This window comes from Streptomyces sp. A2-16 (assembly GCF_018128905.1).
Classification (GTDB): Bacteria; Actinomycetota; Actinomycetes; order Streptomycetales; family Streptomycetaceae; genus Streptomyces.
Genome location: NZ_CP063808.1, coordinates 6,002,906 through 6,029,528, shown reverse-complemented (window position 1 = coordinate 6,029,528; position 26,623 = coordinate 6,002,906). Strand labels below are relative to the sequence as shown.

The following is a 26,623-nucleotide window of genomic DNA, read 5'->3' as shown; positions in this document are numbered from 1 at the left end:
TGTCCGTTCACCGGCGCGGCCGGCTCAGGTGACGTCGGCCACCGAGAAGATCCCCGGTCCGCTGACCCCGTACAGCACGTTCCCCACCAGCAGCGGCGGCACCGAGACCGGCGACAGTTCCTGGAAGGAACGGCCGGCCGTGTCGAAGGAGGGGGCGGTACGGCCGATCTCCTTACCGGTCCTCGGATCGAGGGCCAGAATGCTGGTGTCCGGCATCGTGACGTACACCTTGCCCGCGTGGTACGCCGGTTCGCTGAAGACGCGCAGATCGCGCGAGCTGGACCACAGCGGCTTGCCCCGCTTCACGTCGAGGGCGAGCAGGGTCTCGTTGCCGTAGTCGAAGATGTACATGGTGTCGCCCTGCACCAGCGGCGGAGCCTCGGGCTCCACGCTCCAGGGGAAGTCGATCCGGCGGGTCTTCCCGCTGCCGAGATCCTGGACGAAGAAGGCGGCGGACACGCCGGAGTCGTCCTCCCAGCGTGCGTAGTACGCCGTGCCGTCGTGGACCGTCGCCAGCCACAGGTCGCCCTTGGGCGCATCGACACGGCTCAGCGTCCTGCCGGTGCGCGCGTCGATGCGGGCGATGCCCCCTTCGCCGCCGCGCAGGTCGGCGTAGAGCGTGTCCTCGGGGCCCTCGTAGAAGGGGTTCGACGAGGTCGACTTGAGCTCGCGCCGCCACAACTCCTTGCCCGTGCGAGGGTCATGGGCCGCATAGCGTGCCGTGTCGGAGGGGCCTTCGTCCAGGCGCACGAGAAGCACCCCGCCCAGGCTCTTGAACTCGCCGAGCGGGCCCTTGAGCTGCCACAGCCGCTCGCCGGTCCTTCCGTCGTAGGCGTCGATTCCCTGCGAGCGGTCGGCGCTGTACACGAAGACCACACCGTCATGGACGAGAGGTCCGCGCACCGAGAAGCTCGTGACCTGCCTGCGGCTCATGGGCTTCGTCCAGTCCACCTTCCCCGTCGCCGGGTTCAGCCGCATCAGGGCGTCTTTCTCGGAGGCGCAGAAGACGCCCAGCGCGTCCGGGGTGCACGACGGGCCGATGCTCATCTGCTGGTCCTCGGCGTCCGAGCCCAACGCGTTGTGCCAGGGCCGCCAGCCCGCCGGTGCCGTCGCGCCCGGTGTCGTCCGCGGCGCGAGAGCGTCGAACTCGTCGACCGAGCTCGCCGGTTCCTCGCCCACCACGGCGACCGCGGCCGCCCCCGCCACGCCGAGCAGAGCCACGACCGCGACGGCGGCCCACAGTCTCCTCCAGCGGCGCCCGCGCCGGACCGGCCCGGCGTCCGTGAGCGACGCGGTCGCCATCGCCGTCGTCAGGACCTCCGGAGCCCGGGACTGCTCGTCGGCGGGTCTCCCCTCGGACAGCTCGTCGGGGAGCCCCGCCAACATCTCCAGGACCTCGCTCGACGTCGGCCGGTCGGCGGGCTCCTTCGCCAGACAGCGCGACACCAGTGGGCGCAGCTGCTCGGGCAGCGCACCGAGCCGGGGCTCGCCGTGCACCGTGTTGTAGGCGGCCAGATAGGCGTTCTCCGCCTCGAAGGGGCTGTGCCCGGTGGCCGCATACACGAGCACGGCGCCCAGCGAGAAGACGTCCACCGCGGAGCCGACCTCGTGCGGACGGCTGAACTGCTCCGGTGCCATGAACGGCGGCGAGCCCATCACCATGCCCGTCTGGGTACGGACGTCGCTGTCTGCCGCGCGCGAGATGCCGAAGTCGATGACGCGCACGGCCCCGTCGTCGCCCTCGCTCTCCAGCAGCAGCACATTGCTCGGCTTCAGGTCCCGGTGCACGACCTCCGCGCGATGGATCTCCCGCAGTGCCTCGGCGAGTTCGGTGCCGAGGCGGCGCAGCGCGGGCCAGTCCAGCGGGCCCGTCCCGTCGACCAGCTCCGCGAGGGTACGGCCCGGGACGAACGCGGTGGCCATCCACGGCCGTGCCGCCTCCGGGTCCGCGTCCACCACCGGCGCCGTGAACGCGCCGCTGACCCGGCGTGCGGCGGCGATCTCCTGCCGGAACCTGGCCCGGAACTCGGGGTTGTCGGCGTACCGCGTGTGAACGACCTTCACCGCGACGGCCCGGCCCGAGGCCGAGCGGCCGAGATAGACGACACCCATGCCGCCGGTCCCGATCCGCGATTCGATCCGGTAGCCGCCCACGGACTCCGGATCGTTCTCGCGCAGGGTCACCGTGTCTCCTTCACCGCTGCTGGCCAGGACGGCTGCGGTCCGGACCCTTCTGACAGGGACCCCTCACTCTAGAGGGGCGCCGAGCCCCGGGGGACGCCGATCCCGGCCTTCCCGTCCGGCCGAACCCGGCGGCAACACGGTTCTCAAGGGGAACGGAAGGGGTCGATCCCGGCACCTGGCCCTATTCTGAGGAGGCATGAAGGGGGCTCGGGGCGGGAGTGCGTTCGGTGAAGTACCGGAATCCGAGGGGTCGTTCGGTCCGCTTGTCGTCGCCGGACCGCGGATGTATCTGAGGGCCGCGCACGTCGACCTTCCCGCGGAGAACCCCGACCCGACCGTGCTGCCCACGATCACACTGCTGGGCCGCGGCTGGGGGCCCGGCAGCGACCCCGGAGAACTGCCCCTGCCTCCCGGTCAGTTGCTCGCGGGCCAGTACCGGCTGATCCGGCCGCTCGGCTACGGCGGCATGGGCGAGGTCCACCTCGCGCTCGACACCAAGGTCGACAACCGCGAGGTCGCCATCAAGATGCTGCACCCGGAGCAGGCCGCGGCCGCGGCGGCCGCCCTGGCCCGGGAACGGCGGGCCCTGGTCGACCTCGGCCACGACGACATCATCCGCGTCTTCAACTACGGCCATCATCCCGGCGTCGGCGACTTCCTCGTCCTCCAGTACGTGGACGGGCTCACGCTGGAGGAGGTGCGGGCACGGGCGAAACTGAACCCCGGGGAGTTCGGCGACCACCGCTTCCACGAGTTCGTGCTCGCCTACGGGGTGCGGATCCTGTCCGCCCTCGCCTATCTGCACGCCTACCGGCCGGGCAAGGTCTACGGCGACCTGAAGCCGGACAACGTCATGCACGACGGCACCACGACGAAGATCATCGACGTGGGCAGCGTGCGTCCGGCCGGGGCGCCCGGGATGACCACACCCGGCTTCAGCGCCCCCACCGTGGGCCCCCACGGCGAGTCCGGCCACCAGGACGACCTCTTCAGCCTGGGCGAAACCCTCCGCCGCCTGAGCGGCCTCGGCACGTCACCGGAGGATCTGCGGCTGCTGGGGGATCTGGGGACGTTGGGTCGGGTGGCGGGGGAGGTTGCGGAAGGGCTGGAGGCCGAAGGGCCGGAGGGGGCGGCGGCTGGGAGGGGGGCGGTGGAGGGCCGTGCCGGAGGTGGACCGGGGGCGGGTGCCGGGAGAGCCTCGGGCGGCGGGGTGGTGGCGCGCGGTGCCAGGAATGGACCGCAGGCGGTCGCCGCGAGAGCGGCGGGCGGCGGGGCGGCAGCTGCCGCCGCTGGAGACGCGCGGGTTGTTGCGGAGGCACCGACCGAGCGGGGAGCGGCGGGTGTTGCCGGGGAGGAACCGGTCGCCGAAGGTGACTTGGGCGCCGTCGAGGAGCCGGCCGGCCCGAAGTCGCCGACCGGGGAGGGAGCTTCCGGGGCCGAGGAGGTGCCGGGTCTCGCTCAGGGATCGGGAGCCGAGAAGACGCCGAGTGTCGACCCGGAACGGGGTGTCGCCCAGACCCGTGGTGACGAGGAAGCGTCCGGGGCGGAGGGGTTGCCGGATGCGGCCCGCGGTCCGGGTGCCGGTGGGGCAATGGACCGTGAGGAAGCACCGGGTGCCGCCCCCGCCACCGTCACGGAGGGTGCGCCGAACGTAGGCGCGGCCCCGGGCGACGGTGGCGAGTCGGCAGGTGCAGTCCCCGCACCCGACGCGGCGCAGGCGCCCGCCGAGCCGTTGCCGCCCGCCGTACCCCCGCCGGCGCCCCGCAGGGCAGTCAGGGAGTCGGGGGCGGCGGTCAAGGAGGTGTGGGAGCCCGGTGATGCCACCGCTCCCGTTCCCCGTGGTCTCGGTCTGCTCTCGCTCGCCCGTGTCCTGCACCGCGCCACGCTGGACGATCCCGCCGGCCGGTTCGCCGACGCCCGTGAGATGGAGCAGCAGTTGCGGGGCGTCTTCCGCGAGTTGCGCTCGCTGCGCACCGGCGCCGAGACCTTCGAACCCTCGCCGCTCTTCCTCCAGTCGGCGTACGCCCTCGACGGCGCCCTCGGCTCCGCGCCACCCCTCGCCCACTGGGCCGAACCGGACGCGCCGTCCCCGTTCGCCCCGCCCTCGCCCGCCGAAGTGGCCCAGCGCCTGCCCGTCCCGCGCCCCGACCCCCGCGACGCCCACCACGCCGAGCTGAGCAGGCTCGCCGACGCTGCCCCGGAGGCCCTGCTCCAGCACATCGGCGACTGGCGGGACTCCACGGAGGTCCATCTCCTGCGCTGCCGGCTGCGGTTGCGGAACCCGGCCGACGGACCGGACGCCGCCGAACGCGAACTGCGGGCCGCCGAGGCACGGATCGGCCCCCGGCACGCGCCCTACGACTGGCGGCTGGACTGGCACCACGGGCTCCTCGCCCTCGCCCGCGGCCAAGTCGCCGCCGCATGGCGGCACTTCGACCGGGTCTACGCGGCGATCCCCGGCGAGTACGCGCCGAAGCTGGCCCTCGGCCACTGCGCGGAACGCCTCGGACGCCCCCACGAGGCCCTGACCCTGTACGAGGCGGTCCGGCTGCGCAACCCCTCCCTGGGCAGCGCGGCCTTCGGCGCCGCCCGGGCCCGCCTCGCGCTGGACGGCGAAAGGGCACGCGAGGAGGCCGTGCACGAACTCGACGCCGTACCGCAGCACTCGCGGCACCGGACCGCCGCGCGTACCGCAGCCGTGCGGATCGGGATCGAGTACGTGCGCAGGGCCGGGCACGACGACGAGGTGCCGCGACGGCTCGGCGAGGTGCTCGGGAGACTCGCCCTGCTCTTCCACGCGCACGGCCTGACCGACGAGGAGGCCAGGGTCCGGATGACCGTCGAGGTCTGGGAGGCAGTCCAGGGCGCCCTCGCGCGCGGCGCCCTGGACGCGGAGGGCCTCGCCGCCCTCGCCGCCGGCGCGGACCCCCGGCTCGGCCTCCCGCCCGACGAGCACGGCCTGCGGGAGGACCTGTCCCGCCGCTGTCTCACCCTCGCCCACCAGGCCGCCCGCTCCGCCGCCCCCGAGGACGCGACCGTGGCCGAGATCCTCCTGGACCGCGCCTACGAGGTCCGCCCGCTTGCCTTCCGACACCACAGGGACAGCCCATGGCTCGGCAAGAGAGTCGCCGACTGGCTCCGGACGGTCGCCTACGGGCCGTCGCACAGGACACCCTCCGCCTCGCGCGGGGTGTCGCCGCCGTAGCCGCCGAACTCGTCCAGAGCGTCCACCGCTACGCCTGGCCCGCGGCCGCCGGCCACCGCAACCGCGCCTACCTGCGGGACCGGCTCGTCGCGCTGCCGCTGCTCGCCGTCGTGGCCTTCGGGGCGCTCGGCTGGGCCTACACAGGAGTGCGCGGCGACTCCGCGTACATCCGGGACCGCGCGGCGCCCGCGCTGGTCGATCTCGCGGACGCCCGGGTCTCGCTGCTCATCGCGCAGGGTGTCGCCGAACGGAACCTGGCGGAGGGGCGGGCGGCCGAGCTCAGCGGTCTCAGCGAGCGGTACCGGACCAGGATCGCCCGCGCCACCCAGAGCCTGAACCAGGTCACCCGCAGCGGAGCCCTCACCGTCCCCGAGGAGCAGGAACTGCGGGTCGTGTCCGCGCTGGTCGTCGACTACACCGGCTGGATCGGCCGGGCCCAGGGCCACGCAACCGACCCGGTCCTGCGCGACGCCGAACTCACGTACGCGCGCAGCATGCTGTGCTCGCGGCCCGTCGCGGCGACCGGCCGGAACCCCTATCCGGCCTGCCCGGCCGCCACCGGGTCCGCCGCGACCTCGATCGTCGACCGGGTGACCGGTCTGGAGGGGCGGCTGCGCGACCGGCTCGCCGACCGGGCCGCGTGGGGCACGGGTGCGACCGCCGCGGCGGTGATCGTCGCGCTCGCCCTGGCCCTGCTCGCCGCCGGGCTGTGGCGGACGGTGTCCTTCCTGCGCAGCCGCTTCCGGATCCGGCTGAGCATCCCCCTCGCGGTCGCCGCCCTGGTGCTGCTCGCCGTTCCGTTCCTGACCGTAGACGCCCTGCTGGCCCTTGACGCCCAGCAGGACACCGTTCCCCTAGCGGACGCGCTGGCCGAGCGGACCTCGCCGCAGACGGAGACGGTCGCCGAGGAGAGGCCGTTCGCCGGACCGGAGCCGCAGGCCATTGAGACGCTCCGGGTCCGGATCGACGAGAACCTCGCGCACGGCAGGCTCGCCCTCCTCGACGGCCTCGCCCCCTTCGTCTTCCCCGCGGGCCTTGCCGCCGCGGCCGTCATCGCCGGCGCCCTGCACTCCTACCGCCGCGAGTACCTCGTCGTCACCCGCCCGGGAGCCGTCGCATGAGCCGTCTGCTGCGTGTCGCCCTCGTGGCCTGTCTGCTGGCCCTGGTCCCCGGCTGCGGATCGGACACCCGCGATCCGCTGGTCGTCCTCGGCCCCTGGACCGGTGAGGAGGGCAAGGCGTTCGAAGCCACCCTCGACAAACTGGACGACGGGACCGGACGGACGTACACCTACGAAGGCACCCGCTCACTCCGCGAGACGCTCGTCTCACAGCTGGAGGCCGACGACCCGCCGGACGTGGCGGTCCTCAACAGCATCGGCGAACTCACCGAGTACGCCCGCCGCGACAAGCTCAAGCCCCTCGCCGAGGCGAGCGCCGAGCGCGCCTACCCGCCCTGGGCGCCGACCCTGCTGGTCGACAGCCGGCGGCGCACGTACTGGGTGCCGCTGAAGGTCGACCTCAAGAGCCTCGTGTGGAGCCGGCGGGGCGCGCCGGGCGACCGGCCCACCTGGTGCGTGGGCCTCGCCTCGCAGGCGACCTCCGGCTGGCCCGGCACCGACTGGATCGAGGACCTCCTGCTCCACCAGGCGGGCCCCACCCTCTACGCCGAGTGGGCCACGGCCCGCCTCGACTGGCGCGACCCGGCGGTCGAGCGCGCCTGGACCACCTGGGCGCGACTGCTCGGCACACGCTCCCCGAAGTCGGTGGAGCGGTCCCTGACCACGTCGTTCGAGGGCTCGTCCGGCCCCGGCGGACAGCCGCGCGGCCTGCTCGAGTCGCCCGGCTTCGACTGCACGCACGAACACCAGAGCGCCTTCATCCGATACGTCTACGCGGGCGACGACGTGACGGTGGAACCGTCGGCCCGCTATCTGGACGGGCAGTCCGCGTACCGGGACGCCTTCGAGGTCGCTGGCGACATGGCCGCCGTCTTCAGCGACGACCCGGACGCCCAGCAGCTCGTGGAGCGGCTGTCGAGCCCCGCCGGGCGGGAACGCTGGTGGGCGGAGGCCGATCCCGCGGTACGGCCGCTGTTCCCCGACACGGCCGGGCTGTCCCCGCCGGCCTCCGCGACCCCGGTCGAGCGAGCGATCGACTCGCTGCTCACCACCCGTGCCCGCACCCTCTGCTTCGACGCCTCCGACGTGATGCCGCCCGAACTGCGAGACGCGTTCCACCGAGCGGTCCTGGAGTTCTTCCGAGATCCGACCCAGCGGCAACTCGACTCGCTGCTGCAGCAGTTGGAGACCGTGCGGGAGCAGGTGAACACGGACTCCGGCACCGACCGCACGTTCCGCCCACCGCAGGGCATCTGCGCGTGAGCGGTCCGCTGCGGCCCCCTCGCCTCGCGCTGGGGGTGCGTGCTCGACGGCCCTCCTGACAAGGTGGTGTCATGTGCTGGAGTGCGACAGCGGATCTCGTGGCGGGCGCGGCCCTCTCGTGCGTCGGGGTGGCCTGCGTGCTCCGGACCCGCCGTGCGGGAGATCTGCCCCTGGCCGCGCTGCCCCTGCTGCTCGGCGCCCACCAGCTGATCGAGGCCCGCATCTGGCACATCGGCGGCGGGACCGGCGCGGCCACCGTCGCCTGGGCCGTCATCGCCCTGCCCTTGCTCGCGGTGTGGGTGCCGTTCGGCGTGTGGTGTGCCGCCCCACGCGGTGCCCGACGCCGGGTGGCGCTGTTCGTGGCGGTGGGCGCGGTGACCGCCGCTTTCCTCGCCCGCGCTCTCGCCACCCGCCCCGTCCGGGCCGAGATCCGCGGCCACACCATGGCCTACGTCATCGGACTGCCCCGGGCGGAACTGCTGGTCGCCGGCTACCTGATCGCCACGGTCGGCGCACTGCTGTTCTCCGGTGACCGCCGGCTCACGGCGCTCGGAATCCTGACGGGGGCGGGCGCCCTGGTGTGCTGGCTGCTGTGGCGGCTGGAGTTCGCGTCGACCTGGTGCGCGTTGGCGGCGGTCTGCTCGGTGATCCTCTACGGCTGGGTGCGCGGGCGACCCGCCCCGAAGCGGGCACTGCCCGCGTGGGACACCGCGCGCTGATCGATGTGCGGACGGCACCCACCTCACCTACCGCCCCCTGACCCACGCCCCGCAGTCCGGCGTCGCCCTGTCTGTCCCGGGCCGGGTCCGTCACCGCACCGCTCGGTTGCTATGCGCGCAAGGGGTGTTCAGGCGGGCGGCCGCCCCGAGCTCTCCCGGATCACCAGTTCCGGCACGGAGACCGGATGCGGGGCGATCGGCGCGGATTCCTCCAGCACCCCGTGCAGCAGGGCGAACGCGGCCCGGCCGAGGCCCGTGAAGTCCAGCCGTACGGTCGTCAGCGACGGCGTCAGATAGGCGGAGTGCGGGGCGTCGTCGAAGCCGGCCACGCTGACGTCGTCCGGCACCGACCGGCCGGCCTCGTGCAGGGCGCGCAGCACACCGAGCGCGAGGTCGTCGTTGCCGCACAGGATCGCCGTGACGGAGGGATCCCCGGCGAGTCTCCGGCCCGCCGCGTGGCCACCGGCGGGGCCCCAACTGCCCTGCACGGGACGGGGCTGCGGGGCGCCGGCCTCCTTCAGCGCCCGCCGCCAGCCGCCGGTGCGGGCACTGGTGCGGCGGGTGCCGGAGGGGATGGCGACGTAGTGCACGGTCTCGTGGCCCAGGGACAGCAGATGCCGGGTCGCCTCGTAGGCGGCCTCGCGGTCGTCGGTCCACACCCACGGCCGGTTGCCGGTCGGCTCGCTCGCCGGGGTCTCGACCACGCCGACGAACGGCAGCCCGGCCGGGACCGACTCCAGGGCGCGGACGCCGGCCGGATCGTAGGCGATCACGATCAGCCCGCCACCCGCGTCGGCGGCGCGCTGCACCTCCACGGTGACGGCGGCCTCGTCGGCCGACTCCAGGACGCCCACGCCCACCGAGTAGGCCGCCGCACGGGCCGCCTCCTCGACGCCCTGGAGGATGGAGGCGTAGCCGTAGTGCGTGGTGTTGGCGGTGAGCACGGTCACGGCCCTGCTGCGGCCCCTGGCCAGGGCGAGCGCGGTGGCGTTGCGCCGGAAGCCCAGCTCGTCGATGGCGGCGAGAACCCGCTCCCGAGTCGACTGCTTGACGCTGGGATGACCGTTGATCACCCGGGAGACGGTCTGGTAGGAGACCCCGGCGGCCGCGGCGACATCCCGGATGCTCGCCGGACTGCGATTGTGACCGGTCACATTCATTCAGGGATTGTGACTGGAACCATACGGGACGTCAAGCGAAAGCCACCGTGCCCGTCGCTCGGGGAGCAGCCGTGGTCGGGGGAGAGGGCACTGACGGGCTGCTCCCGTCCGCCTCTGCGCTCTTCCGGTTCGGCGCCGAGCGGGTCGGCCGGCCCCGGTCAGGCTGCCGGGGCGGTCAGGGCGGTCTTGGCAGCCCTCCGGAGGTTCCTGATCATCGGATTCGGGTCGCCCTTGCGGCTGACCAGGACGACCTGGCTGGGAGGAGCGTCCTCGATCGGGACGGTGACGAGATCGGGCCGCAGGGAGCTGCGCCGATCGCCGACCGGCAGCACGGCGATCGCCCTGCCGCTCGCGACGAGTTCGAGCTTGTCCTCGTAGCTCTCGACCGGCGGCACACCGGTCCCGAGGATCCGGTAGGAAGTCCAGTCCGCGGTCTCGAACGCGCATGGTGCCGCCTCCTCGCCGGCCAGTTCCTCCGCGGTCACCGACGCGCGGTCGGCCAAGGGATGGCCGCGCGGGACCGCGAGCATCCGGGGCTCCTCGTACAGCGGGGTGGTCAACACGTCGTCCGCGGCGAACGGCAGTGGGGCCCGCGCGATCAGGGCGTCGACGCGCTTGTCGGACAGCGCCCCGACGTCGCGGCAGCTCAGGTACCGGGTGGCGATCTCGGCGTCCGGGTGACGACGGCGCAGTTCCCGTACGGCGGCAGTGATCACCAGGTCCTCGACGTAGCCGATGGCGATGCGTCCGGCCTCGGCTTGTTCACGCACGGCCAGTTCGGCATGGCGGGCGGCCTGCAGCAGGGCTTGGGCCCGGGGGAGGAAGCTCTGGCCGGCCGGAGTGAGCCGGGTGCCCCGGGGCGTGCGGTCCAGCAGCCGTGCGCCGAGATGCTTCTCGAGCCGTTGGATCTGGCGGCTCAATGCCGGCTGGGCCACGTGCAGGTCGGCGGCGGCCCGGCCGAAGTGCTGGTGCGTCGCCACCACGGTGAAGTAGCGCACCAGCCGCAGTTCCAGGTCCTGTCCGAGATCGTTCACTCTTCCAGCGTACGCGTCATGCCGTTTCGGAATGATCAGGTTGCCGAACCGGTCTTGGACGGCCGTGCCGTGCTGGGCCTTGACTGAAGGAGCAACGATTCCCCAGGAAGGCGACAGGCGCGATGAAGGCGATCCAGTTCCACGAAGCGGGCGGCCCGGAAGTTCTGCGGTACGACGAGGTGCCGGTTCCCGAGATCGGCCCGGGCGAGGTGCTCGTCCGGGTGCACGCGGCGGGCATCAACCCGCCGGACTGGTACCTGCGTGAGGGGATGAAGGTCATGCCGGCCGAGATGAGGCCGGTGCTGGAGTTCCCGCTGATCCCCGGAACGGACATGTCGGGCGTGGTCCAGGCGGTCGCTCCGGACGTGCGGGGGTTCGCCGTCGGTGACGAGGTCTTCGGCATGCTGCGGTTCCCCGGATTCGACGGCCGGACGTACGCCGAGTACGTGGCCGCGCCGGCATCGGACCTGGCACACAAGCCGGCCGGTGTCGACCATGTGCAGGCGGCCGGCGCGCCGATGGCCGTGCTGACGGCCTGGCAGTACCTGATTGATCTCGGCCACGACGTGCCGTCTCCTTTCACCGGCCGGGTGCACCGGCCGGTGCCGATCACGCCGGGGATGACCGTGCTGGTGAACGGGGCCGCCGGGGGAGTGGGCCACTTCGCGGTGCAGCTGGCGAAATGGAAGGGGGCACACGTCATCGCGGTGGCCTCGGGCCGGCACGAGCAGTTCCTGCGCAAGCTCGGCGCCGACGAGTTCATCGACTACACCAGGACGCAGGCCGCGGACGTGGTCAGCGGCGCGGACCTGGTGATCGACACCGTTGGGGGCCCGGACAGCGCACGCTTCCTGACGGTGCTCAAGCGCGGCGGCACGATGCTTCCGGTCTTCTTCGCCGAGTACGACCCGGACATGACGGCGAGTCTGGGCATCACGGTCTCCAACATCCAGGTGCGTTCCAGCGGTGCCCAACTCGCCGAGATCGGGCGCCTGTTCGCCGAGGGCAAGCTCCAGGTCGGGGTGGACAGCACCTACCCGCTGCCCGAAGCGGGCACCGCACACGAGCGAGCCGCGCGGGGCCACATCCAGGGCAAGATCGTGCTGACGGTGGTCTCGTGATCGCCGAACTCCAGCAGGTGGTGGCCAAGTACGCCCACGCCCTGGACGAGTTGAACGTGCCCGAGCTGGAAGCGGTCCTGACCGAGGACACGACCTGGACCTTCACGATGCCCGGCCAGGGAGTGCTCGGCCCGGTCGCCGGACGCGCGGCGGTGCTCGACTTCGTCCGCGACGGGCACACGGCCCAGACCGGAAGGGTCCGGCACCACCTGAACAATGTCGTGGCCACGATGACGGACGCCACCACCGCCGAGGCGCGGGCCTATCTGGTGCAGACGAGGAACACCGGCGAGAGCATCCGGATGATCTCGACCGGGGTCTACACGTTCGGCCTGCGCCGGTCCGACGGCGGGTGGCGGATCGCCGAGCTCGCCCTGACGCTGGACAACGCCCTTTAGGGCGGGGCGTCGCAGACGTACGGCGGCCACCGGACCGTAGGGTCCGGCAGCCGCCGTCCGTCGGAGCGCCGGCCGGCGGCTCGCCATCGACTGACGGCTCGCCACCGGCCGGCGCGGGGTCAGTTGCGGCGCCCGGCCGGATCGTGCGCGAGCGTGTCCCGCTCGCCGCCGGAGACCGGCGCGGGTGCGGTCGCGGGCTCCTTCGCGCGGTCCGCGTGCCCCGGCCACCAGGCCGCGTGGCCGATCAGGGCGGTGAGACTGGGCGTGAAGAACATCGCCATGACGAACGCGGCGACCGCGATGCCGAAGGAGACCGCGAAGCCCATCTCCGTGAGCAGGGCGTTGCCGGCCAGCATCATCGTGGCGAAGGTCGCCGCAAGGATGAACCCGGCCGCGGCCACGGTGGGCCCGGCGTGCCGTACGGCCATGCCGGCCGCCTCCCGTGGTTCGCGGCCCTCGCGGGCCTCCTCCCGCAGCCGGGCGATCATGAGGATGTTGTAGTCGGTTCCGATGGCGACCACGAAGAGATACATGATCACCGGGAGCATGAACATCAGGCCCGAGTGTCCCTGCCCCTCCTGGAAGATCCAGACCGTCGCACCGAGCGTGGCGCCGAAGCCGAGGCCCACCGACGCCATCAGGTACCAGGGGGCGACCACGCTGCGCAGCAGCAGACCCAGGATGAGCATGATCAGTGCGGCGGCGACGGGGAACACCGTCCGGTAGTCGTGGTTGACCGCGGTGTCGATGTCCTTGTAGATCGAGGACATGCCTCCGACCAGGGCCTCGGTGCCGTCCGGGGCGTCGGCGTGCGCGACGTCGCGGACCCGGCCGACCGTCTCGATCGCCTTGTCCGTCGACGCCTCGTACTTGAGCGTGACGGTGAAGTCGATCGTGGTGCCGTCCTTGTTCAACTGCGACAGGCGAGCGTTCGCCACCCCGTCCACGGCCCCGAGTTTCTTCACGTACGCGTCGAAGACGGTCGTGTCGATCGGCTTGCCGTCGGTGCTGGAGAGATAGACGTCGGTCGGAGCGGCGGCGCCCGCCGAATACGCCTTCTGCATCTCGTCCTGGACGACCATCGACTCCTTGGTCTTGGGCATGGAGCCGGACGCCAGGTCGAACGTGGCGTTGTAGCCGAACGTGCCGAGCGACAGCGCGACCAGGATCAGTCCGGAGAGCCCGGCGGTCAGCGCCGGGCGGTTCCGCACGCCCCGGCCCAGGGCGGCGAACCGGGCGTTCTCCGGCTCGCGTTGCCAGGACTTCGACGGCCAGAAGACCTTCGGGCCGATCAGGGAGACGACGGCCGGGATCAGGGTCAGGCCCGCGATCAGGGTGACGGTCACCGCGATCGCGAGCGCCGGCCCCATCTGCTTGAGGAAGCCCAGCGTCGACAGGACCAGCGCGAGGAAGGCGATGATGACCGCGCCGGCGGCGGAGGCGATGGCCTCGCCCACCCGGTCGACCGCGTTGATCATCGCCTGCTTCGGTTCGTCACCGAGGCGCAGGCGTTCGCGGTAACGGAACATCAGGAACAGGAAGTAGTCGGTGCCCACGCCGAAGAGCACCACGATCAGGATCGACGAGATGGAGCTGTTGGCCTGGAGGTCGAACAGCTTCGTGGCGTACGCGATCAGCCCGTTGGCGATCGCCGACACCAACCCGATCGTGATCAGGGGCAGGAAGGCCAGGATCGGCGCGCGGAAGATGATCAGCAGGGTCACCAGGATGATGACGAAGGTGCCGATGCCGATCAGCGCCTCACCGCGCTTGGACGAGTCCTGCTGGTCGAGGGCCTGGGCGGCCGAGCCGCCGAGCTTGACCTCGAGGTTCGTGCCCTTGGCGAGTCGTTTGACGTCGTCGCGCACCACCTTGGCGGCATCGGCCTGTTCGGGCTGGCCGGCCTTCTTGCTGTCCATCTGGACCAGGGTCAGGGCGTACTTGCCGTCCGTGGACGACTGGCCGGTGACGACCTTCTGCACCTGGTCGATCTTCTTCTTGCCCAGCTCGGAGGTGATCCGGGCGACGTCCTTCTTGTCGGCGGCGGTCAGCTTGCCGCCGTCGGTGCGCTGGTACAGCGCGATCGCGGACGGGGTGAAGGCGCTGGGGAACGCCTTCTCCTGGACCTGTGCCGCTTTGATGGACTCGTAACTCTTGGGGAGGAAACTGCTCTCGTCACTGTTGGAGGGCAGGCTCGGGGCGGTGGCCACGATCGCCACCGCGGCGATCAACCACGCAACGATCGTCCAGACGGGATGCCGGACGACAGCGTTGCCAATACTTCGGAACATGCGGAAGGTCCTCCTGGGCAGGAAGATCACCGCAGCCCGGGGAGCGGTCCCTGGCATCGGCGACCCCCGGCCGTCCCCCAGGGCACTCCCCCCGTCGGACCGGCCGGAATGGTTGTCTTGAGCTCTCAATCGTAGAGATCAAGGTTCAAGATCGCTTGACCGGGAGTCAACAGGGCGGAGATTCGGTCGAGCTGGGGGTGGAGCGGACCGAGGGCGGACCAGGTGGCCGGCGGTCGGACCGGTCGGCGATCTCCGCGGCCCGTGCCAGGGACCGCACCGCCGTCGAGGTGGTTCCGTCACCGCACCCGACCGGGGAGCATGCCGCGCCGGGTGTCCCGCACCCGGCACGGGCCGCCCCTACCAGGAGGGCATCATGTTCGCGGGGTAGCGGGAACCGGCCGCCCCGTGGGGGAGGATCTCCTGGATGCGGGCGAGCTCCTCGGGCGTGAGGTCGACGTACGCGGACGCGACGTTCTCCTCCAGCCGGCGCGGGCTGCGGGTGCCAGGGATGGGCACGATGTCGTCGCCCTGCGCCAGCAGCCAGGCCAGGGCCAGTTGGGTGACCGCGATGCCCTTGGACTGCGCCAGAGCGGTCAGCTCCCGCACCGCCGCGAGGTTCTTCTCGTAGTTCCCGGGCTGCCAGCGCTCGTCCCAGCTGCGCATGTCGTCGGCGGGGTACTCGGCGGCCGGCTTGACCGCACCGGTGAGGAAACCGCGGCCCAGCGGCGAGTACGGGACGAATCCGATACCCAGCTCGCGGACGACCGGCAGCACCTCGGCCTCCACGGCCCGTTCGAACACCGAGTACTCGGTCTGGAGGACCGACACCGGGTGCACACGGTGGGCGCGGCGGATGATGTCCGGGCCCGCCTCGCTCAGACCGAAGTAGCGCACCTTGCCTTCGGCGATCAGCTCGCCGACCGTACCGGCCACGTCCTCGATGGGCACGGCCGGATCGACGCGGTGCTGGTAGAGCACGTCGATGTGATCGGTGCCCAGATGGCGCAGGCTGTTCTCGGTGACCTCGCGGATGTGCTCGGGGCGGCTGTCGAGGGCGCCGAGCTTCGTCGGGTCGCTCAGGTCGAAGCCGAACTTGGTGGCGAGGACGACCTCGTCGCGGACGTCCTTCACGGCCCGGCCGAGCAGCTGCTCGTTGCTGCCGGTGCCCAAGCCGTACAGCTCGGCGGTGTCGAAGAAGGTCACGCCGAGCTCGTAGGCGCGGCGGACGGTGGCGATGCCGCCCGGCTCGTCACCGGCGCCGTAGGCCATGGTCATGCCCATGGTGCCGAGGCCGACGGCGCCGACCTCCAGACCCTGGGTGCCGAGCCTGCGGTGGGGGAGGTTCCTGTCGTGCTGTGTCATGCCTCCACGCTAGGAATCCGGCGCCGGGGCGTCATGGGGCGACAGTCGCATAGGATTGCCTGATCCTCTCAAGCGAGGACTTCCTGGCGAAGGGTGCTCTCATGCTGGACCGGCTGGCCCGTGCCATCGAGCGGCACTGCCCGGGGCCGTGGTCGGAGACCGCCGTGCCCAAGCTGTCGCTGGTCGCGCTCGACGAGCTCGTCGAGCCGATGGAGGTGACGTACGAGCCGATGATCTGCTTCGTCGCCGACGGCGCCAAGCGGACCGTCGTGGGGGAGCGCAGCTGGATCACCCCGCCCGGCGAGATGGCCTTCTTCACCCTCGACCTGCCCGTCACCGCGGCCTTCGAGAAGGTGCCCTACCGTGCCGCTGTCATGCGGCTCGACACCCAGGCGCTCGCCGCCCTCCAGCTGGAGCTGGCGGAGGACGGGCCGGCCGCGCCGACGGCCACCGCCGCGGCGGTCACCGCACCGATGGCTCCGGAACTCGTCGACGCGGTCACCCGCTGGGTCCACCTGCTCGGCACCCCTGAGGACATCGGCCCCCTCGGCCCCCGCATCGAGGCCGAGATCCTCTACCGGCTCCTGCGCAGTCCGCTCGGCCCGGTACTGCGTCACTGGTCGCTGGCCGACTCCGCCGCCTCCCGGATCCGTACGACCGCGCGCTGGATCCGCGACCACTGCACCGAGCCGCTCGGCATCGACGAGATCGCCGAGGTCGCCCGCATGAGCCCGGCCACCCTGCACCGCCACTTCAAGGCCGCCACCGGCATGAGCCCCCTTCGGTTCCAGAAGCATCTGCGGCTCCAGCAGGCCCGACGGCTGCTGTTCACCAACGACGTGACGGCGGCTCAGGTCGCCCGGGAGGTCGGGTACGTCAGTGCCACCCAGTTCAGCCGTGAGTACCGTCGCGCCTACGGCCTGCCGCCCGGCCAGGACGCGGCGCAACTGCGCGGCCGGCTGACCGGGACCCGCGAAGTGCCCCTGCTCCACGACGGATCGGGCGCGAAGCCGTGAAGGCCGCCACCGCGTGCCATGACGTGAGTTCGCGCGCCGAGGGGCCGCGCGGTCCGGCGCGCCGGTGGTCCTGTGAAGCATCTGTACAGGACTGGAACAGCTTTAAGTATCAAGCTTCTCTGCCGGTGCGACGCCTGTGACAGTGAGGTCATGGGGGCAGTACTCGTGCCGGACGGACCACCCGGGAACAGAAGTGACACAGGACCACCGTGACGCGCGCGTGCTCAGCGTGCTGTTCGTCCCCATGCTCGTCAGCGGACTGGTGCTCACGTGCACCGTGGGTCACGTCAGGGCGGCCACGGTCCGCGCCCCCGCCTCGCAGGGCCGTCAGGACGGCGAGGAGCCGGCGGCCCGGGCGGAGATCGTCTCGACCTCCTCGACCTCCTCGACCTCCTCGATCTCCTTGACCACTTCGGCTGCCTTGAGCTCCTCGGGCTGCGGCCCGGAGAGCCGCCCGGCTCTCCCCGTCCTCCACCCCGTCCGGGTGCCCGCTCCCTCACCCCTGCCGCCACCGGCCCCGCCGGGCTGACGCGCACCCGTGGCCGGCCCGGCGTGGGCATGCGCCGCTGCGCCGTTCGGGCGTTCCGCTGTGCTTCTGCTCACCCGGTCTCCAAGAATTTACTAGGACGTCCTACTATTTTCTCAGCCCGCGTTCTTCGACGTGTCCTGGGAAGGCTCAGCCATGAGCGATCTGCATCGCCCCGTCCACCCCGTACGCCTGGTCACCGCATCGGCGCTGTTCGACGGGCACGACGCCTCGATCAACATCATGCGGCGGATCTTCCAGTCGCAGGGCGCCGAGGTCATCCACCTGGGCCACAACCGGTCCGTGCGGGAGGTCGTGGACGCGGCACTGGAGGAGGACGCGCACGGCGTGGCGGTCTCCTCGTACCAGGGCGGACACGTCGAGTACTTCGAGTACCTGATGGCCTCGCTCCGCAAGCAGGGCGCGGAGCACATCCGGGTGGTCGGCGGTGGCGGCGGTGTCATCGTGCCGGAGGAGATCGCCCGGCTGCGCGAGAGCGGGGTGACGATCTTCTCGCCGGAGGACGGTCAGCGGCTGGGCCTCGCGGGGATGGTGAACACGGTCGTCAAGGACTGCGACTTCGACCTGTGGGACGGCAAGCCGGCCGACCTCGACGCGGTCCTGGCCGGTGACCGGTTCGCGATCGCCCGCGCCCTCACCGGTGCCGAACTCGGAAAGCTGCCCCCGGAGTTCCAGCGGGAGCTGCGGGGCGCGGCGGCCGCGCGGCACGTGCCGGTGCTCGGCATCACCGGCACCGGCGGCTCGGGCAAGTCGTCGCTGACCGACGAGCTGGTGCGCCGGTTCCGGGTCGACCAGCGGGACGCCCTGCGCATCGCCGTGATCGCGGTCGACCCGACCCGTCGGCGGGGCGGCGGGGCACTGCTCGGCGACCGGATCCGGATGAACTCCCTCGACGGCGAGCGGGTGTTCTTCCGCAGCCTGGCCACCCGCGGCAGCCGTGAGCTGCCCGAGCACCTCTCCGAGGTGATCGACGTGGTGAAGGCGGCCGGATTCGACCTGGTGGTCGTGGAGACGCCGGGCATCGGCCAGGGCGACGCGGCGATCGTGCCGTTCGTCGACGCCTCCCTCTATGTGATGACGCCGGAGTTCGGCGCGGCCTCCCAGCTGGAGAAGATCGACATGCTCGACTTCGCCGACGTGGTCGCGATCAACAAGTTCGAGCGGCGCGGTGCCAAGGACGCCCTGCGCGATGTCGGCCGCCAACTGGTCCGCAACCGCGAGGCGTTCGGACAGCGGCCCGAGGACATGCCGGTGTACGGCACCTCCGCGGCCACCTTCAACGACGACGGCGTCACCGCGCTCTACCAGCACCTGAAGGGCGCCCTGGCGGAGAAGGGGCTGTCGCTGTCCGAGGGGGCACTGGCCCCGGTGGACGTCCGTCATTCCTCCGGCATCCGCCAGGTGGTCCCCCCTCCCCGGGTGCGCTACCTCGCGGAGATCACCGAGACCGTGCGCGGCTACCACGCCGACACCGAGCGGCTGGCCGAGGAGGCCCGGCGGGTGCAGCGTCTCGAACTGGTCGGGGCCGAGCTCGCCGAGGCCGGTTCCGACCCCGCGAACGTGCAGGCGCTCCTCGACGACGCTCGCACGCGCCTGCCGCACGACCTCGTCCGGCAGATCGAGAACTGGCCCTCCGTGATCGCCTCCTACTCCGGCGACGAGCAGGTCGTGAAGGTCCGCGACCGCGAGATCCGTACCAAGCTGACCCGTGAGTCCCTGTCGGGCAACAAGATCCCCCGCGTCGCCCTGCCGCGCTTCACAGACCACGGCGAACTCGTACGGTTCTGGCGGAACGAGAACCTGCCCGGCCACTTCCCGTTCACAGCCGGTGTGTTCCCCTTCAAGCGCGACGGCGAGGACCCGGCGCGGATGTTCGCAGGCGAGGGCGACCCGTTCCGCACCAACCGCCGCTTCAAGCTCCTGTCGGAGGGCCAGCCGGCGACCCGACTGTCCACCGCGTTCGACTCGGTGACCCTGTACGGCCGCGACCCCGACGAGCGCCCCGACATCTACGGCAAGGTCGGCACCTCCGGCGTCTCGGTGGCCACCCTGGAGGACATGAAGGCCCTCTACGACGGCTTCGACCTGGTGGCGCCCACGACCTCCGTCTCCATGACGATCAACGGCCCGGCACCGGCCGTCCTGGCGTTCTTCCTCAACACCGCGATCGACCAGCAGATCGAGCGGTTCCGCGACCAGGAGGGCCGCGACCCCTCGCCCGAGGAGGCCGCCGGGCTGCGCGCACACGCGCTGGCGAACGTGCGCGGCACCGTGCAGGCCGACATCCTCAAGGAGGACCAGGGCCAGAACACCTGCCTGTTCTCCACCGAGTTCTCCCTGCGGATGATGGCCGACATCCAGGAGTGGTTCATCGCGCACCAGGTCCGCAACTTCTACTCGGTGTCCATCTCCGGCTATCACATCGCCGAGGCCGGCGCGAACCCCATCAGCCAGCTCGCCTTCACCCTCGCCAACGGCTTCACCTACGTCGAGGCCTACCTCGCCCGCGGCATGAGCGTCGACGACTTCGCGCCGAACCTGTCGTTCTTCTTCTCCAACGGCATGGACCCCGAGTACTCGGTCCTCGGCCGCGTCGCCCGCCGCATCTGGGCCGTGGCGATGAAGGAGAAGTACGGCGCCGGCGAGCGCAGCCAGAAGCTGAAGTACCACGTCCAGACCTCCGGACGCTCCCTGCACGCCCAGGAGATGGACTTCAACGACATCCGCACCACCCTCCAGGCGCTCATCGCCATCTACGACAACTGCAACAGCCTGCACACCAACGCCTACGACGAGGCCGTCACCACCCCCACCGAGGAGTCCGTGCGCCGGGCGCTGGCCATCCAGCTGATCATCAACCGGGAGTGGGGCCTGGCGATGAACGAGAACCCGCTGCAGGGGTCGTTCATCATCGACGAACTCACCGACCTGGTCGAGGAGGCCGTCCTTCAGGAGTTCGAGCGGATCAGCGAACGCGGTGGCGTGCTCGGCGCGATGGAGACCGGCTACCAGCGCGGCCGTATCCAGGACGAGTCGATGCTCTACGAGCAGCGCAAGCACGACGGCACTCTGCCCCTGATCGGCGTCAACACCTTCCGCAACCCGCACGCCGACACCGCCGAGCCCGGCGTCGTCGAACTCGCCCGCGCCACCGAGGAGGAGAAGCAGTCCCAGCTGGAACGCGTCCAGGACTTCCACACCCGCCACCACGAGGAGGCCCGGGCCGCTCTGGACGCCCTCAAGGACGCGGCGGTACGCGGCGACAACGTGTTCGCGGTGCTCATGGAGGCCACCCGGGTCTGCTCCCTCCAGCAGATCACCGAGGCCTTCTTCGAGGTCGGCGGCCAGTACCGCCGTAACGTCTGACCAGTCCCGACAGCGGCTCGATCGCCCGCGGACGGACCCCGACGCGGAGCCGGCCTCGGGCGAGGCCGTCTTCGGCAGCCCGGATCCCGAGCTGGCCCGCCCGCTTCTCGCGAGGAGGGCGCGCGGTGGCCGGCGTGCGGTGCCCGGACCTCACCGGGCGCCCCCGCCTCCACCCCCGACGGCGTCCACGTCCGCCCAGATCGTCACCGCGGGGCTTTCGCGATGGGCGCGGAGGTACTTCTCGGCCGCCGCCTCCATCGGCACACGCGCGCCGGACGCCTGCACATCGGTGCCCCGGTGGGAGGGTTCGGGCGCTCGGCGCTCCCGCGCCCGCGTCCCGTACCCCGTCAGCACCGCACCCGAACCGCCCTCGGGCACCCCGACCAGTGGCAGGCGCTCAAGCGGGGCGACGCGGGTGTCGACACCGCCGTGGAGGAGATCCTGCGCTGGACGACCCCCGCGCTGCACTCGGGCCGCACGGCCACGGCGGACACCGAGATCGCCGGCCGGCCGATCCGCGCGGGAGACATCGTGACCGTGCGGAACGCCTCCGCCAACCACGACGATCAGGTCTTCGGGGACCCCGGCCGGCTCCGCCTGGACCACACCCCCGACCAGCACCGCACCTTCGCCCACGGCCCGCACTTCTGCCTCGGCGTTTACCTGGCCCGCGCCGAGATCGGAGCCGTGCTGGAAGGCTTGCTGGACCGGGTCCAGACCCTGGAACAGACCGGTCCCGCCCGACCGGTCTACTCCAATTTCCTGGAGCGGCCTGTGCGAGCTGCCACTGGCCCTGAAGTGAGGTTCACGCGCCGAGCGTCTCCTGTTCCCTCCCGGACGGGGCCCGATGGTGCCGGAGCACGGGAAAGAGCAGGAGAAGGGCGAGCGCCGCCCCGACGGTCAGGACTCCGCCGCCCGTGACGGTCCAGGTGACACCGAGAGCGGCTTCGACCGTGCCGTGCAGGAGGTCGCCCAGGCGTGGCCCGCCGACCGCCACCACGGTGTCGATGCCCTGGAGCCGGCCGCGCATCCCGTCGGGGACGGCGGTCTGCAGCACCGTCTTCCGGAAGACACCCAGCGCGAGGAGCGCGCCCCCGGCCAGGAGCAGCCAGGCCACGGCGGTGACCAGTGAGCGGGCCAGTCCGAACCCCGCGAGGGCCAGCCCCCACACGCCGACCGACACCGCCACGGCGACACCGTGGCGCCGGACGCGGGTGAAGGCCCCGGAGAACAAGCCCGCCAACACGCCTCCGGCCGAGACGGCGGCGTACAGCACACCGATGTCCGAAGGGCGGAAGGTCTCCGCCGCCAGCTGCGGGAAGAGTGCCGTGGGCAGACCGAGGGACAGGGCGGCGAAGTCGGAGAGATACACCGCGAGCAGAAGCTGACGTCGCGTCACGAACCGTACGCCGTCCATGATCCGGCGTGGAAGCGGGCCCTGGCCTCGCTCACGTCCGCCGAGCGGTGGAAGGGCAGGCAGCCGCCACACCGCCCACACCGTCGCGCAGACGGCGAGAGCATCCGCCAGGTACAGCGTGCCGCTCCCGGCGACCGGCAGCAGACCGGCGGCCACCAGTGGTCCGGCGATCCCGGCAGACAGGAGGACCACCGACTGGAGCGCGTTGGCGGCCGGCACCAGCTCGGGCGGTACCAGGCGCGGTGTGACGGCCCTGCTCACCGTGGAGTTGGCGCCGAACAGGGCCTGCTGGACGCCCACCAGCACGAGCAGCACACCGACCGACCGCAGATTCGCCCATGCCTGCGCCCACAGCAGCGACGACGTCACACCGATGCCGACGGTGGTCGTCAGCAGCAGCCTCCGCCGGTCGCGTACGTCGGCGAGCGCTCCACCCCACAGCGCCGCCGCGGCCATCGGGGCGAGACCCACCAGCCCGGCCAGGCCCACGCACGCCGACGAACCGGAGAACTCGTAGATCTGCAACGGCACGACGACGGCGGTGAGTTGAGCCCCGAGTGCGGTCACGATCCCCGCCGCCCACAACCGCCGGAACGCCCCCACCCGCAGCGGTCGCACGTCGACCAGCAGCCGTTTTTCTCGCGTCATGCACCGAGCCTGCGGGCTGCCCTTGGGGCAAGGTCAACCTCGCGAGGCGGGAGGGGCCTGACGTGGTGGCGCCGTGCTCCCCCTCACCACCAGGCTGGTCGGCACCAGGTCGGTTCCGGGCAGGCCGCCGCCGCCCGCGCGGATCTGCTGCAGCACCTTCTGCACACAGCGGTGCCCCACCTCCGCGAAGTCCTGGTGGACGGTGGTGAGCGGCGGCACGAAGAACGCCGCGTCGGGGATGTCGTCGAAACCGACCACGCTGACGTCGTGCGGCACGGACAGCCCCCGCTCGTGGAACGCCCGCAACAGCCCCAGGGCCATCTGGTCGTTGGCGGCGAACACCGCCGTGAGGTCCGGCTGTTCCGCGAGCACCAGCCCTGCCTCGTAACCGGCCTTGGCCGACCAGTCCCCGTACAGCGCGGACGGCACCGGCCGGCCGGCCTCCTCGAGCACGGCACGCCAGGCCTGGGCCCGCCGTTGCCCCGCGTAGGACGCCTGCGGGCCCGCCACATGCCGTACGGTCCGATGGCCCAGGTCGAGCAGATGCCGTACGGCCCTGCGCGCGCCGTCCGCCTGATCCGTGTCGACCACGCTGTAGCGGTCGCCGGCGTCGGAGTCCACCACGACGACGTGCACTCCCGGCGGCAGCTGCACCGTCCCGGTGTCGAGGAGGTGGATCTCCATGATGACGATCACCGCGTCGACGGCCAGCTCGCCCATGCGGGTGAAGGCACCCAGGACGTTGTCCTGTGTCGGGACGTCGATGGGGATCAGGGTGATCGCGTACCCCTCGGCCGCCGCGTGCGTGGCGATCGCCTCCACTGTGCGGCTGTTGCCGGTCGAGGACAGGCTGAACAGGATCACCCCGATCGTGTTGAACTGGCCGTACCGCAGGGCACGCGCCGCGCTGTTGGGCCGGTATCCCAGTTCCCGCATCGCCGCCAGGACCTGCTCGCGCGTCGAGCTGATCACGCCGGGTTGCCCGTTGGAGACCCGCGAGACCGTCTGCGAGGAGACACCCGCGAGCTTGGCGACATCGGCCATGGACACGCGCTGCTTGCGCCGTCCGCCGGGGACACCGGACCCTCCCCGCTCCACCACTGCTGCCTCCTCCATCCGCACACGAACGTGTTGTGTGTCGCACCGGATGTTACGTGTGGGAAACCTTGACGGTCGCCCAGGCGGATGCCACGATTCCGGCGCCGTCATGTTTACGTAAACATGCTGTCATTCCGAAAGGGTTCGGTCGATGCGCAAGACCCCCGTCAGCTCCCGTCGCGCCCCGAGGCTGCGTGCCTCGCTCGTCGCCGTCGCGGTCGCCGCGATCAGCGGCGCCACCCTCACCGGCAGCCCCGCCTCCGCCGCCGCGCCGACCACCGACACGACCCAGTTCAAGGGCGTGAACTGGGCCGACCCACGCGACAACTTCGCTGACGACGAACTCCAGCTCTCGGGCCTGTCGACCTCCGACACCTACGCCCAGACGTACACCAAGGCGAGCCGCATCATCTCGGCGTTCCGCGCGAACCTCGGCGCCAACACCGTCCGGCTGCCGATCAACCCGTACACCGTCAACGGCTCCTACTGGAAGTCGTACCGGGGTGTCATAGACGCCGCGACGGCCCAGGGCTTCAAGGTCATCGTGTCCTACTGGGAGGGCACGGGCGACCGCAGGGACGGCTTCATCGACGACGAGGCCACCTACTGGCCGATGTGGAACACCGTCGTCAAGGCCTACAAGGGCAACTCCCGGGTCTACTTCGAGCCGATGAACGAGCCGCACGGCTACACGGACGCCCAGTGGGCCGACATCGCCGCGAAGTGGCTGGACACCTACAAGTCCGTGCCGCGCAACCGCGTCTTCGTCAGCGGCGCCGGCTACAACGACCACGTCACGACGGTGTGCGCCGACCCGCGTCTGAAGGGCACCTACCTGTCGCTGCACCACTACGGCTTCTGGAAGTCGTACGCCACCTACGACGAGTGGGTGGCCGACCTGAAGGTCCGCATCGGCGACTGCGCCAACCGGACCGTGGCCGACGAGTTCGGCGCACCGATGACGACCGGCCTGAACTACAACGTGAAGACCCCGGACGACAACTTCGTCAACTTCATCCAGGCCGTCACCGACACCTTCCGCGAGCTGAAGATGGGCTCGGTGTACTGGCCCGGCCTGCGCACCGACGACATCTACTCGGTGCAGAAGCTCGTCGGCCCGGCGAACCGCCCGTGGCTGGAGACCACCAACCAGTCCGGCGCCGACCGCCTCGCCTGGGCCTGGGGCCGCGGCAGGCCCGTCAAGGGCTGAACCCGATCCCCGGCCGGCCGCGGTGCCTTGAGGCGCCGCGGCCGGCCGGCTCCTACGGCGGCCCGGCCGGACATGGCCGACTCGCGCCCTTCTCACACCTCCTCCAGCTGCTCAGACTCCTGGGAGGGAGCGCAAGGGGGGGGGAGGTCGCCGTGGCCAGGCGTCGAAGGGGTGGGTCCGCTCGCGGACGGCGAGCGCTGCGGATCAAGTGGGGCGCGGGAGGCGGCGCGGTGGCGCTGGTCCTCCTGGTCATCTTCCGGGCGAGCGTGTGGCCGTATCTGACGGCCGGCCTGGTGGTTGCCGCGGCCGCGGGGGCCGGATGGCGGCTGTGGCGGACGGACCGGTCGCTGCGCGGCCGTGACCGTCGTTGGCGCCAGGAGGAGGCGGTGGCCGCTGGCCGCCGGACCCTCGCCGAGGTGGACGCGATGACGGGCACCCAGTTCGAGGAACTGGTCGCGGGGCTGTGCCGCCGGGACGGCTGCACGGAGGTCCGCCGGGTGGGCGGCGCGGGCGACAACGGCGCCGATGTCCTCGGGCGGCTGCCGGACGGGCGCACGATGGTCGTCCAGTGCAAGCGCTACGCACCGAGCAGGGCCGTTCCCAACCGCGAGCTGCGCGATCTGTTGGGCGCCCGGGTGCACTTCCGTGCCGACGTGGCCGTGTTCGTGACGACCTCACGCTTCACCGGCCCCTCCGAGAAGTTCGCCCTGGAGCACGACATTTTGGCCGTGCACCGCGACCACCTCGGCCTGTGGAACAACGGCGCCTCCCTGCTGTCGCTCCGCGAGGTGAACGGCCGCGGCCAAGGGGACGCCCGTCACCGGAACCGCTGGAAGCAGGCCTACGGAGGCTAGGAGACGCAGGTCACATCCGTGGGTGTCACAATCCGCCGGGCCATTCAGTCATAGGTGTGTAGCCATCGACAACGGCAGAAGGAGCACACCATGGAAGCCCGACTCAACGTCTTCACCAGCCCGCTGGCCGGCAAGCTGCTCAAGCACTTCGCCATGGCGGGCAAGGTGGTCACGGACTCGGGACTGCCGCTGACAACCCAGGAGTTGGTGAAGATCCGCGCGAGCCAGATCAACGGCTGCGGATTCTGCCTCGACATGCACACCAAGGAGGCGGCCGCCGCGGGCGAGACCGCGCAGCGCCTCCACATGGTCGCCGCGTGGCGTGAGGCCAAGGTCTTCACCGAGGCCGAGCGCGCCGCCCTGGAGCTGGCGGAGCACGGCACCCGTCTCGCCGACGGGAGCGGTGTCTCGGACGAGGTGTGGGAGAACGCCGCCAAGCACTACGACGAGGAGCAGCTCCTCGCCCTGGTCTCCCTGATCGCCGTCATCAACGCCTTCAACCGGCTGAACGTCATGACCCAGCAGCCGGCCGGCGACTACGTGGTCGGCCAGTTCGGCTGAGCCTGAGGACCTGAGGACCTGAGGACCTGAGGACCTGAAGACCTGAGGG

At 71.5% G+C, this 26,623-nt stretch carries 20 protein-coding genes; 11 read left to right on the top strand and 9 right to left on the bottom strand.

Annotation, left to right across the window (positions count from 1 at the left end):
- Window positions 1–24: 24 nt before the first annotated feature.
- Entirely contained in the window at window positions 25–2,184 is a 2,160-nt protein-coding gene (locus IOD14_RS27020) for a serine/threonine-protein kinase (RefSeq protein WP_212671775.1), read from the bottom strand.
- Between the two features lie 196 nt (window positions 2,185–2,380).
- On the opposite strand from IOD14_RS27020, the gene IOD14_RS27015 reads away from it, so the two are divergent.
- The 4 genes from IOD14_RS27015 to IOD14_RS27000 all read left to right on the top strand — a co-directional run bounded on the left by IOD14_RS27015 (window position 2,381) and on the right by IOD14_RS27000 (window position 8,491).
- A complete protein-coding gene (locus IOD14_RS27015) occupies window positions 2,381–5,389 on the top strand; it encodes a tetratricopeptide repeat protein (RefSeq protein ID WP_249126077.1) in 3,009 nt (1,002 codons plus the stop codon).
- Complete coding sequence (locus IOD14_RS27010) at window positions 5,293–6,510, top strand: hypothetical protein (RefSeq protein ID WP_212671774.1); 1,218 nt, start codon at window positions 5,293–5,295, stop codon at window positions 6,508–6,510. The genes IOD14_RS27015 and IOD14_RS27010 overlap by 97 nt, the downstream gene beginning before the upstream one ends.
- Entirely contained in the window at window positions 6,507–7,772 is a 1,266-nt protein-coding gene (locus IOD14_RS27005) for an alpha-glucoside ABC transporter substrate-binding protein (protein WP_123987407.1), read from the top strand. The genes IOD14_RS27010 and IOD14_RS27005 overlap by 4 nt, the downstream gene beginning before the upstream one ends.
- 71 nt (window positions 7,773–7,843) lie before the next feature.
- On the top strand, window positions 7,844–8,491 hold the full coding sequence (locus IOD14_RS27000; RefSeq protein WP_212671773.1) for a DUF6629 family protein: 648 nt from the start codon (window positions 7,844–7,846) through the stop codon (window positions 8,489–8,491).
- A gap of 128 nt (window positions 8,492–8,619) precedes the next feature.
- Here IOD14_RS27000 and IOD14_RS26995 read toward each other — a convergent pair whose 3' ends face one another.
- Both IOD14_RS26995 and IOD14_RS26990 read right to left on the bottom strand, forming a co-directional pair.
- Window positions 8,620–9,651, bottom strand: coding sequence for a LacI family DNA-binding transcriptional regulator (locus IOD14_RS26995; protein ID WP_123987405.1), 1,032 nt, complete (start codon window positions 9,649–9,651; stop codon window positions 8,620–8,622).
- A gap of 158 nt (window positions 9,652–9,809) precedes the next feature.
- Window positions 9,810–10,685, bottom strand: coding sequence for a LysR family transcriptional regulator (locus IOD14_RS26990; protein ID WP_212671772.1), 876 nt, complete (start codon window positions 10,683–10,685; stop codon window positions 9,810–9,812).
- 122 nt (window positions 10,686–10,807) lie between these two features.
- Between IOD14_RS26990 and IOD14_RS26985 the strand changes: the two genes are divergently transcribed.
- Together IOD14_RS26985 and IOD14_RS26980 are read left to right on the top strand one after the other, a co-directional pair.
- A complete protein-coding gene (locus IOD14_RS26985; RefSeq protein WP_123987403.1) occupies window positions 10,808–11,806 on the top strand; it encodes an NADP-dependent oxidoreductase in 999 nt (332 codons plus the stop codon).
- Window positions 11,803–12,204 (top strand): nuclear transport factor 2 family protein, encoded by a 402-nt coding sequence (locus tag IOD14_RS26980; protein WP_212671771.1) that lies wholly within the window; start codon window positions 11,803–11,805, stop codon window positions 12,202–12,204. Before IOD14_RS26985 ends, IOD14_RS26980 begins: the two co-directional genes overlap by 4 nt.
- Before the next feature lie 119 nt (window positions 12,205–12,323).
- Here the strand turns inward: IOD14_RS26980 and IOD14_RS26975 are convergent, their stop codons facing one another.
- Complete coding sequence (locus tag IOD14_RS26975) at window positions 12,324–14,495, bottom strand: MMPL family transporter (protein ID WP_123987401.1); 2,172 nt, start codon at window positions 14,493–14,495, stop codon at window positions 12,324–12,326.
- 357 nt (window positions 14,496–14,852) lie between these two features.
- Window positions 14,853–15,857: an aldo/keto reductase gene (locus IOD14_RS26970; RefSeq protein ID WP_123987400.1), complete on the bottom strand. Its 1,005-nt coding sequence runs from the start codon at window positions 15,855–15,857 to the stop codon at window positions 14,853–14,855.
- A 101-nt stretch (window positions 15,858–15,958) separates the two neighbouring features.
- Here IOD14_RS26970 and IOD14_RS26965 point away from each other — a divergent pair, with 101 nt between their 5' ends.
- A complete protein-coding gene (locus tag IOD14_RS26965; protein ID WP_212671770.1) occupies window positions 15,959–16,873 on the top strand; it encodes an AraC family transcriptional regulator in 915 nt (304 codons plus the stop codon).
- A gap of 327 nt (window positions 16,874–17,200) precedes the next feature.
- Here the strand turns inward: IOD14_RS26965 and IOD14_RS26960 are convergent, their stop codons facing one another.
- Window positions 17,201–17,476 (bottom strand): hypothetical protein, encoded by a 276-nt coding sequence (locus IOD14_RS26960; RefSeq protein WP_212671769.1) that lies wholly within the window; start codon window positions 17,474–17,476, stop codon window positions 17,201–17,203.
- Between the two features lie 79 nt (window positions 17,477–17,555).
- On the opposite strand from IOD14_RS26960, the gene icmF reads away from it, so the two are divergent.
- The gene (icmF, locus tag IOD14_RS26955) at window positions 17,556–20,786 is read left to right on the top strand and encodes a fused isobutyryl-CoA mutase/GTPase IcmF (protein WP_212671768.1); all 3,231 of its coding nucleotides are present in this window, start codon (window positions 17,556–17,558) and stop codon (window positions 20,784–20,786) included.
- Between the two features lie 150 nt (window positions 20,787–20,936).
- Here icmF and IOD14_RS44535 read toward each other — a convergent pair whose 3' ends face one another.
- From IOD14_RS44535 to IOD14_RS26940, 3 genes are all read right to left on the bottom strand, one after another.
- Window positions 20,937–21,422 (bottom strand): hypothetical protein, encoded by a 486-nt coding sequence (locus IOD14_RS44535; protein WP_249126076.1) that lies wholly within the window; start codon window positions 21,420–21,422, stop codon window positions 20,937–20,939.
- Between the two features lie 169 nt (window positions 21,423–21,591).
- Window positions 21,592–22,851: an MFS transporter gene (locus IOD14_RS26945; protein ID WP_249126075.1), complete on the bottom strand. Its 1,260-nt coding sequence runs from the start codon at window positions 22,849–22,851 to the stop codon at window positions 21,592–21,594.
- A gap of 33 nt (window positions 22,852–22,884) precedes the next feature.
- Window positions 22,885–23,967 carry a LacI family DNA-binding transcriptional regulator gene (locus tag IOD14_RS26940; RefSeq protein WP_249126074.1) on the bottom strand — a complete coding sequence of 361 codons (1,083 nt, stop codon included), beginning with the start codon at window positions 23,965–23,967 and terminating at the stop codon, window positions 22,885–22,887.
- Window positions 23,968–24,100: 133 nt separating this feature from the next.
- Here IOD14_RS26940 and IOD14_RS26935 point away from each other — a divergent pair, with 133 nt between their 5' ends.
- The 3 genes from IOD14_RS26935 to IOD14_RS26925 all read left to right on the top strand — a co-directional run bounded on the left by IOD14_RS26935 (window position 24,101) and on the right by IOD14_RS26925 (window position 26,574).
- Window positions 24,101–25,159, top strand: a complete 1,059-nt coding sequence (locus IOD14_RS26935; RefSeq protein WP_123987395.1) for a cellulase family glycosylhydrolase — start codon at window positions 24,101–24,103, stop codon at window positions 25,157–25,159.
- Between the two features lie 230 nt (window positions 25,160–25,389).
- Window positions 25,390–26,013 (top strand): restriction endonuclease, encoded by a 624-nt coding sequence (locus tag IOD14_RS26930; protein ID WP_123992502.1) that lies wholly within the window; start codon window positions 25,390–25,392, stop codon window positions 26,011–26,013.
- Between the two features lie 90 nt (window positions 26,014–26,103).
- The gene (locus tag IOD14_RS26925; RefSeq protein ID WP_123987394.1) at window positions 26,104–26,574 is read left to right on the top strand and encodes a carboxymuconolactone decarboxylase family protein; all 471 of its coding nucleotides are present in this window, start codon (window positions 26,104–26,106) and stop codon (window positions 26,572–26,574) included.
- Window positions 26,575–26,623 lie beyond the last annotated feature (49 nt).

Excerpts from the sequence above, each read along its gene's own strand:
- IOD14_RS27015 (WP_249126077.1), top strand. The coding sequence starts at position 2,381 with ATGAAGGGGGCTCGGGGCGGGAGTGCGTTCGGTGAAGTACCGGAATCC.
- IOD14_RS26975 (WP_123987401.1), bottom strand. The coding sequence starts at position 14,495 with ATGTTCCGAAGTATTGGCAACGCTGTCGTCCGGCATCCCGTCTGGACG.
- IOD14_RS26925 (WP_123987394.1), top strand. The coding sequence starts at position 26,104 with ATGGAAGCCCGACTCAACGTCTTCACCAGCCCGCTGGCCGGCAAGCTG.
- IOD14_RS27010 (WP_212671774.1), top strand. The coding sequence starts at position 5,293 with ATGGCTCGGCAAGAGAGTCGCCGACTGGCTCCGGACGGTCGCCTACGG.
- IOD14_RS26995 (WP_123987405.1), bottom strand. The coding sequence starts at position 9,651 with ATGAATGTGACCGGTCACAATCGCAGTCCGGCGAGCATCCGGGATGTC.
- IOD14_RS26965 (WP_212671770.1), top strand. The coding sequence starts at position 15,959 with ATGCTGGACCGGCTGGCCCGTGCCATCGAGCGGCACTGCCCGGGGCCG.
- icmF (WP_212671768.1), top strand. The coding sequence starts at position 17,556 with ATGAGCGATCTGCATCGCCCCGTCCACCCCGTACGCCTGGTCACCGCA.
- IOD14_RS26945 (WP_249126075.1), bottom strand. The coding sequence starts at position 22,851 with ATGACGCGAGAAAAACGGCTGCTGGTCGACGTGCGACCGCTGCGGGTG.
- IOD14_RS27005 (WP_123987407.1), top strand. The coding sequence starts at position 6,507 with ATGAGCCGTCTGCTGCGTGTCGCCCTCGTGGCCTGTCTGCTGGCCCTG.
- IOD14_RS26970 (WP_123987400.1), bottom strand. The coding sequence starts at position 15,857 with ATGACACAGCACGACAGGAACCTCCCCCACCGCAGGCTCGGCACCCAG.
- IOD14_RS26940 (WP_249126074.1), bottom strand. The coding sequence starts at position 23,967 with ATGGAGGAGGCAGCAGTGGTGGAGCGGGGAGGGTCCGGTGTCCCCGGC.
- IOD14_RS27000 (WP_212671773.1), top strand. The coding sequence starts at position 7,844 with ATGTGCTGGAGTGCGACAGCGGATCTCGTGGCGGGCGCGGCCCTCTCG.
- IOD14_RS26935 (WP_123987395.1), top strand. The coding sequence starts at position 24,101 with ATGCGCAAGACCCCCGTCAGCTCCCGTCGCGCCCCGAGGCTGCGTGCC.
- IOD14_RS26985 (WP_123987403.1), top strand. The coding sequence starts at position 10,808 with ATGAAGGCGATCCAGTTCCACGAAGCGGGCGGCCCGGAAGTTCTGCGG.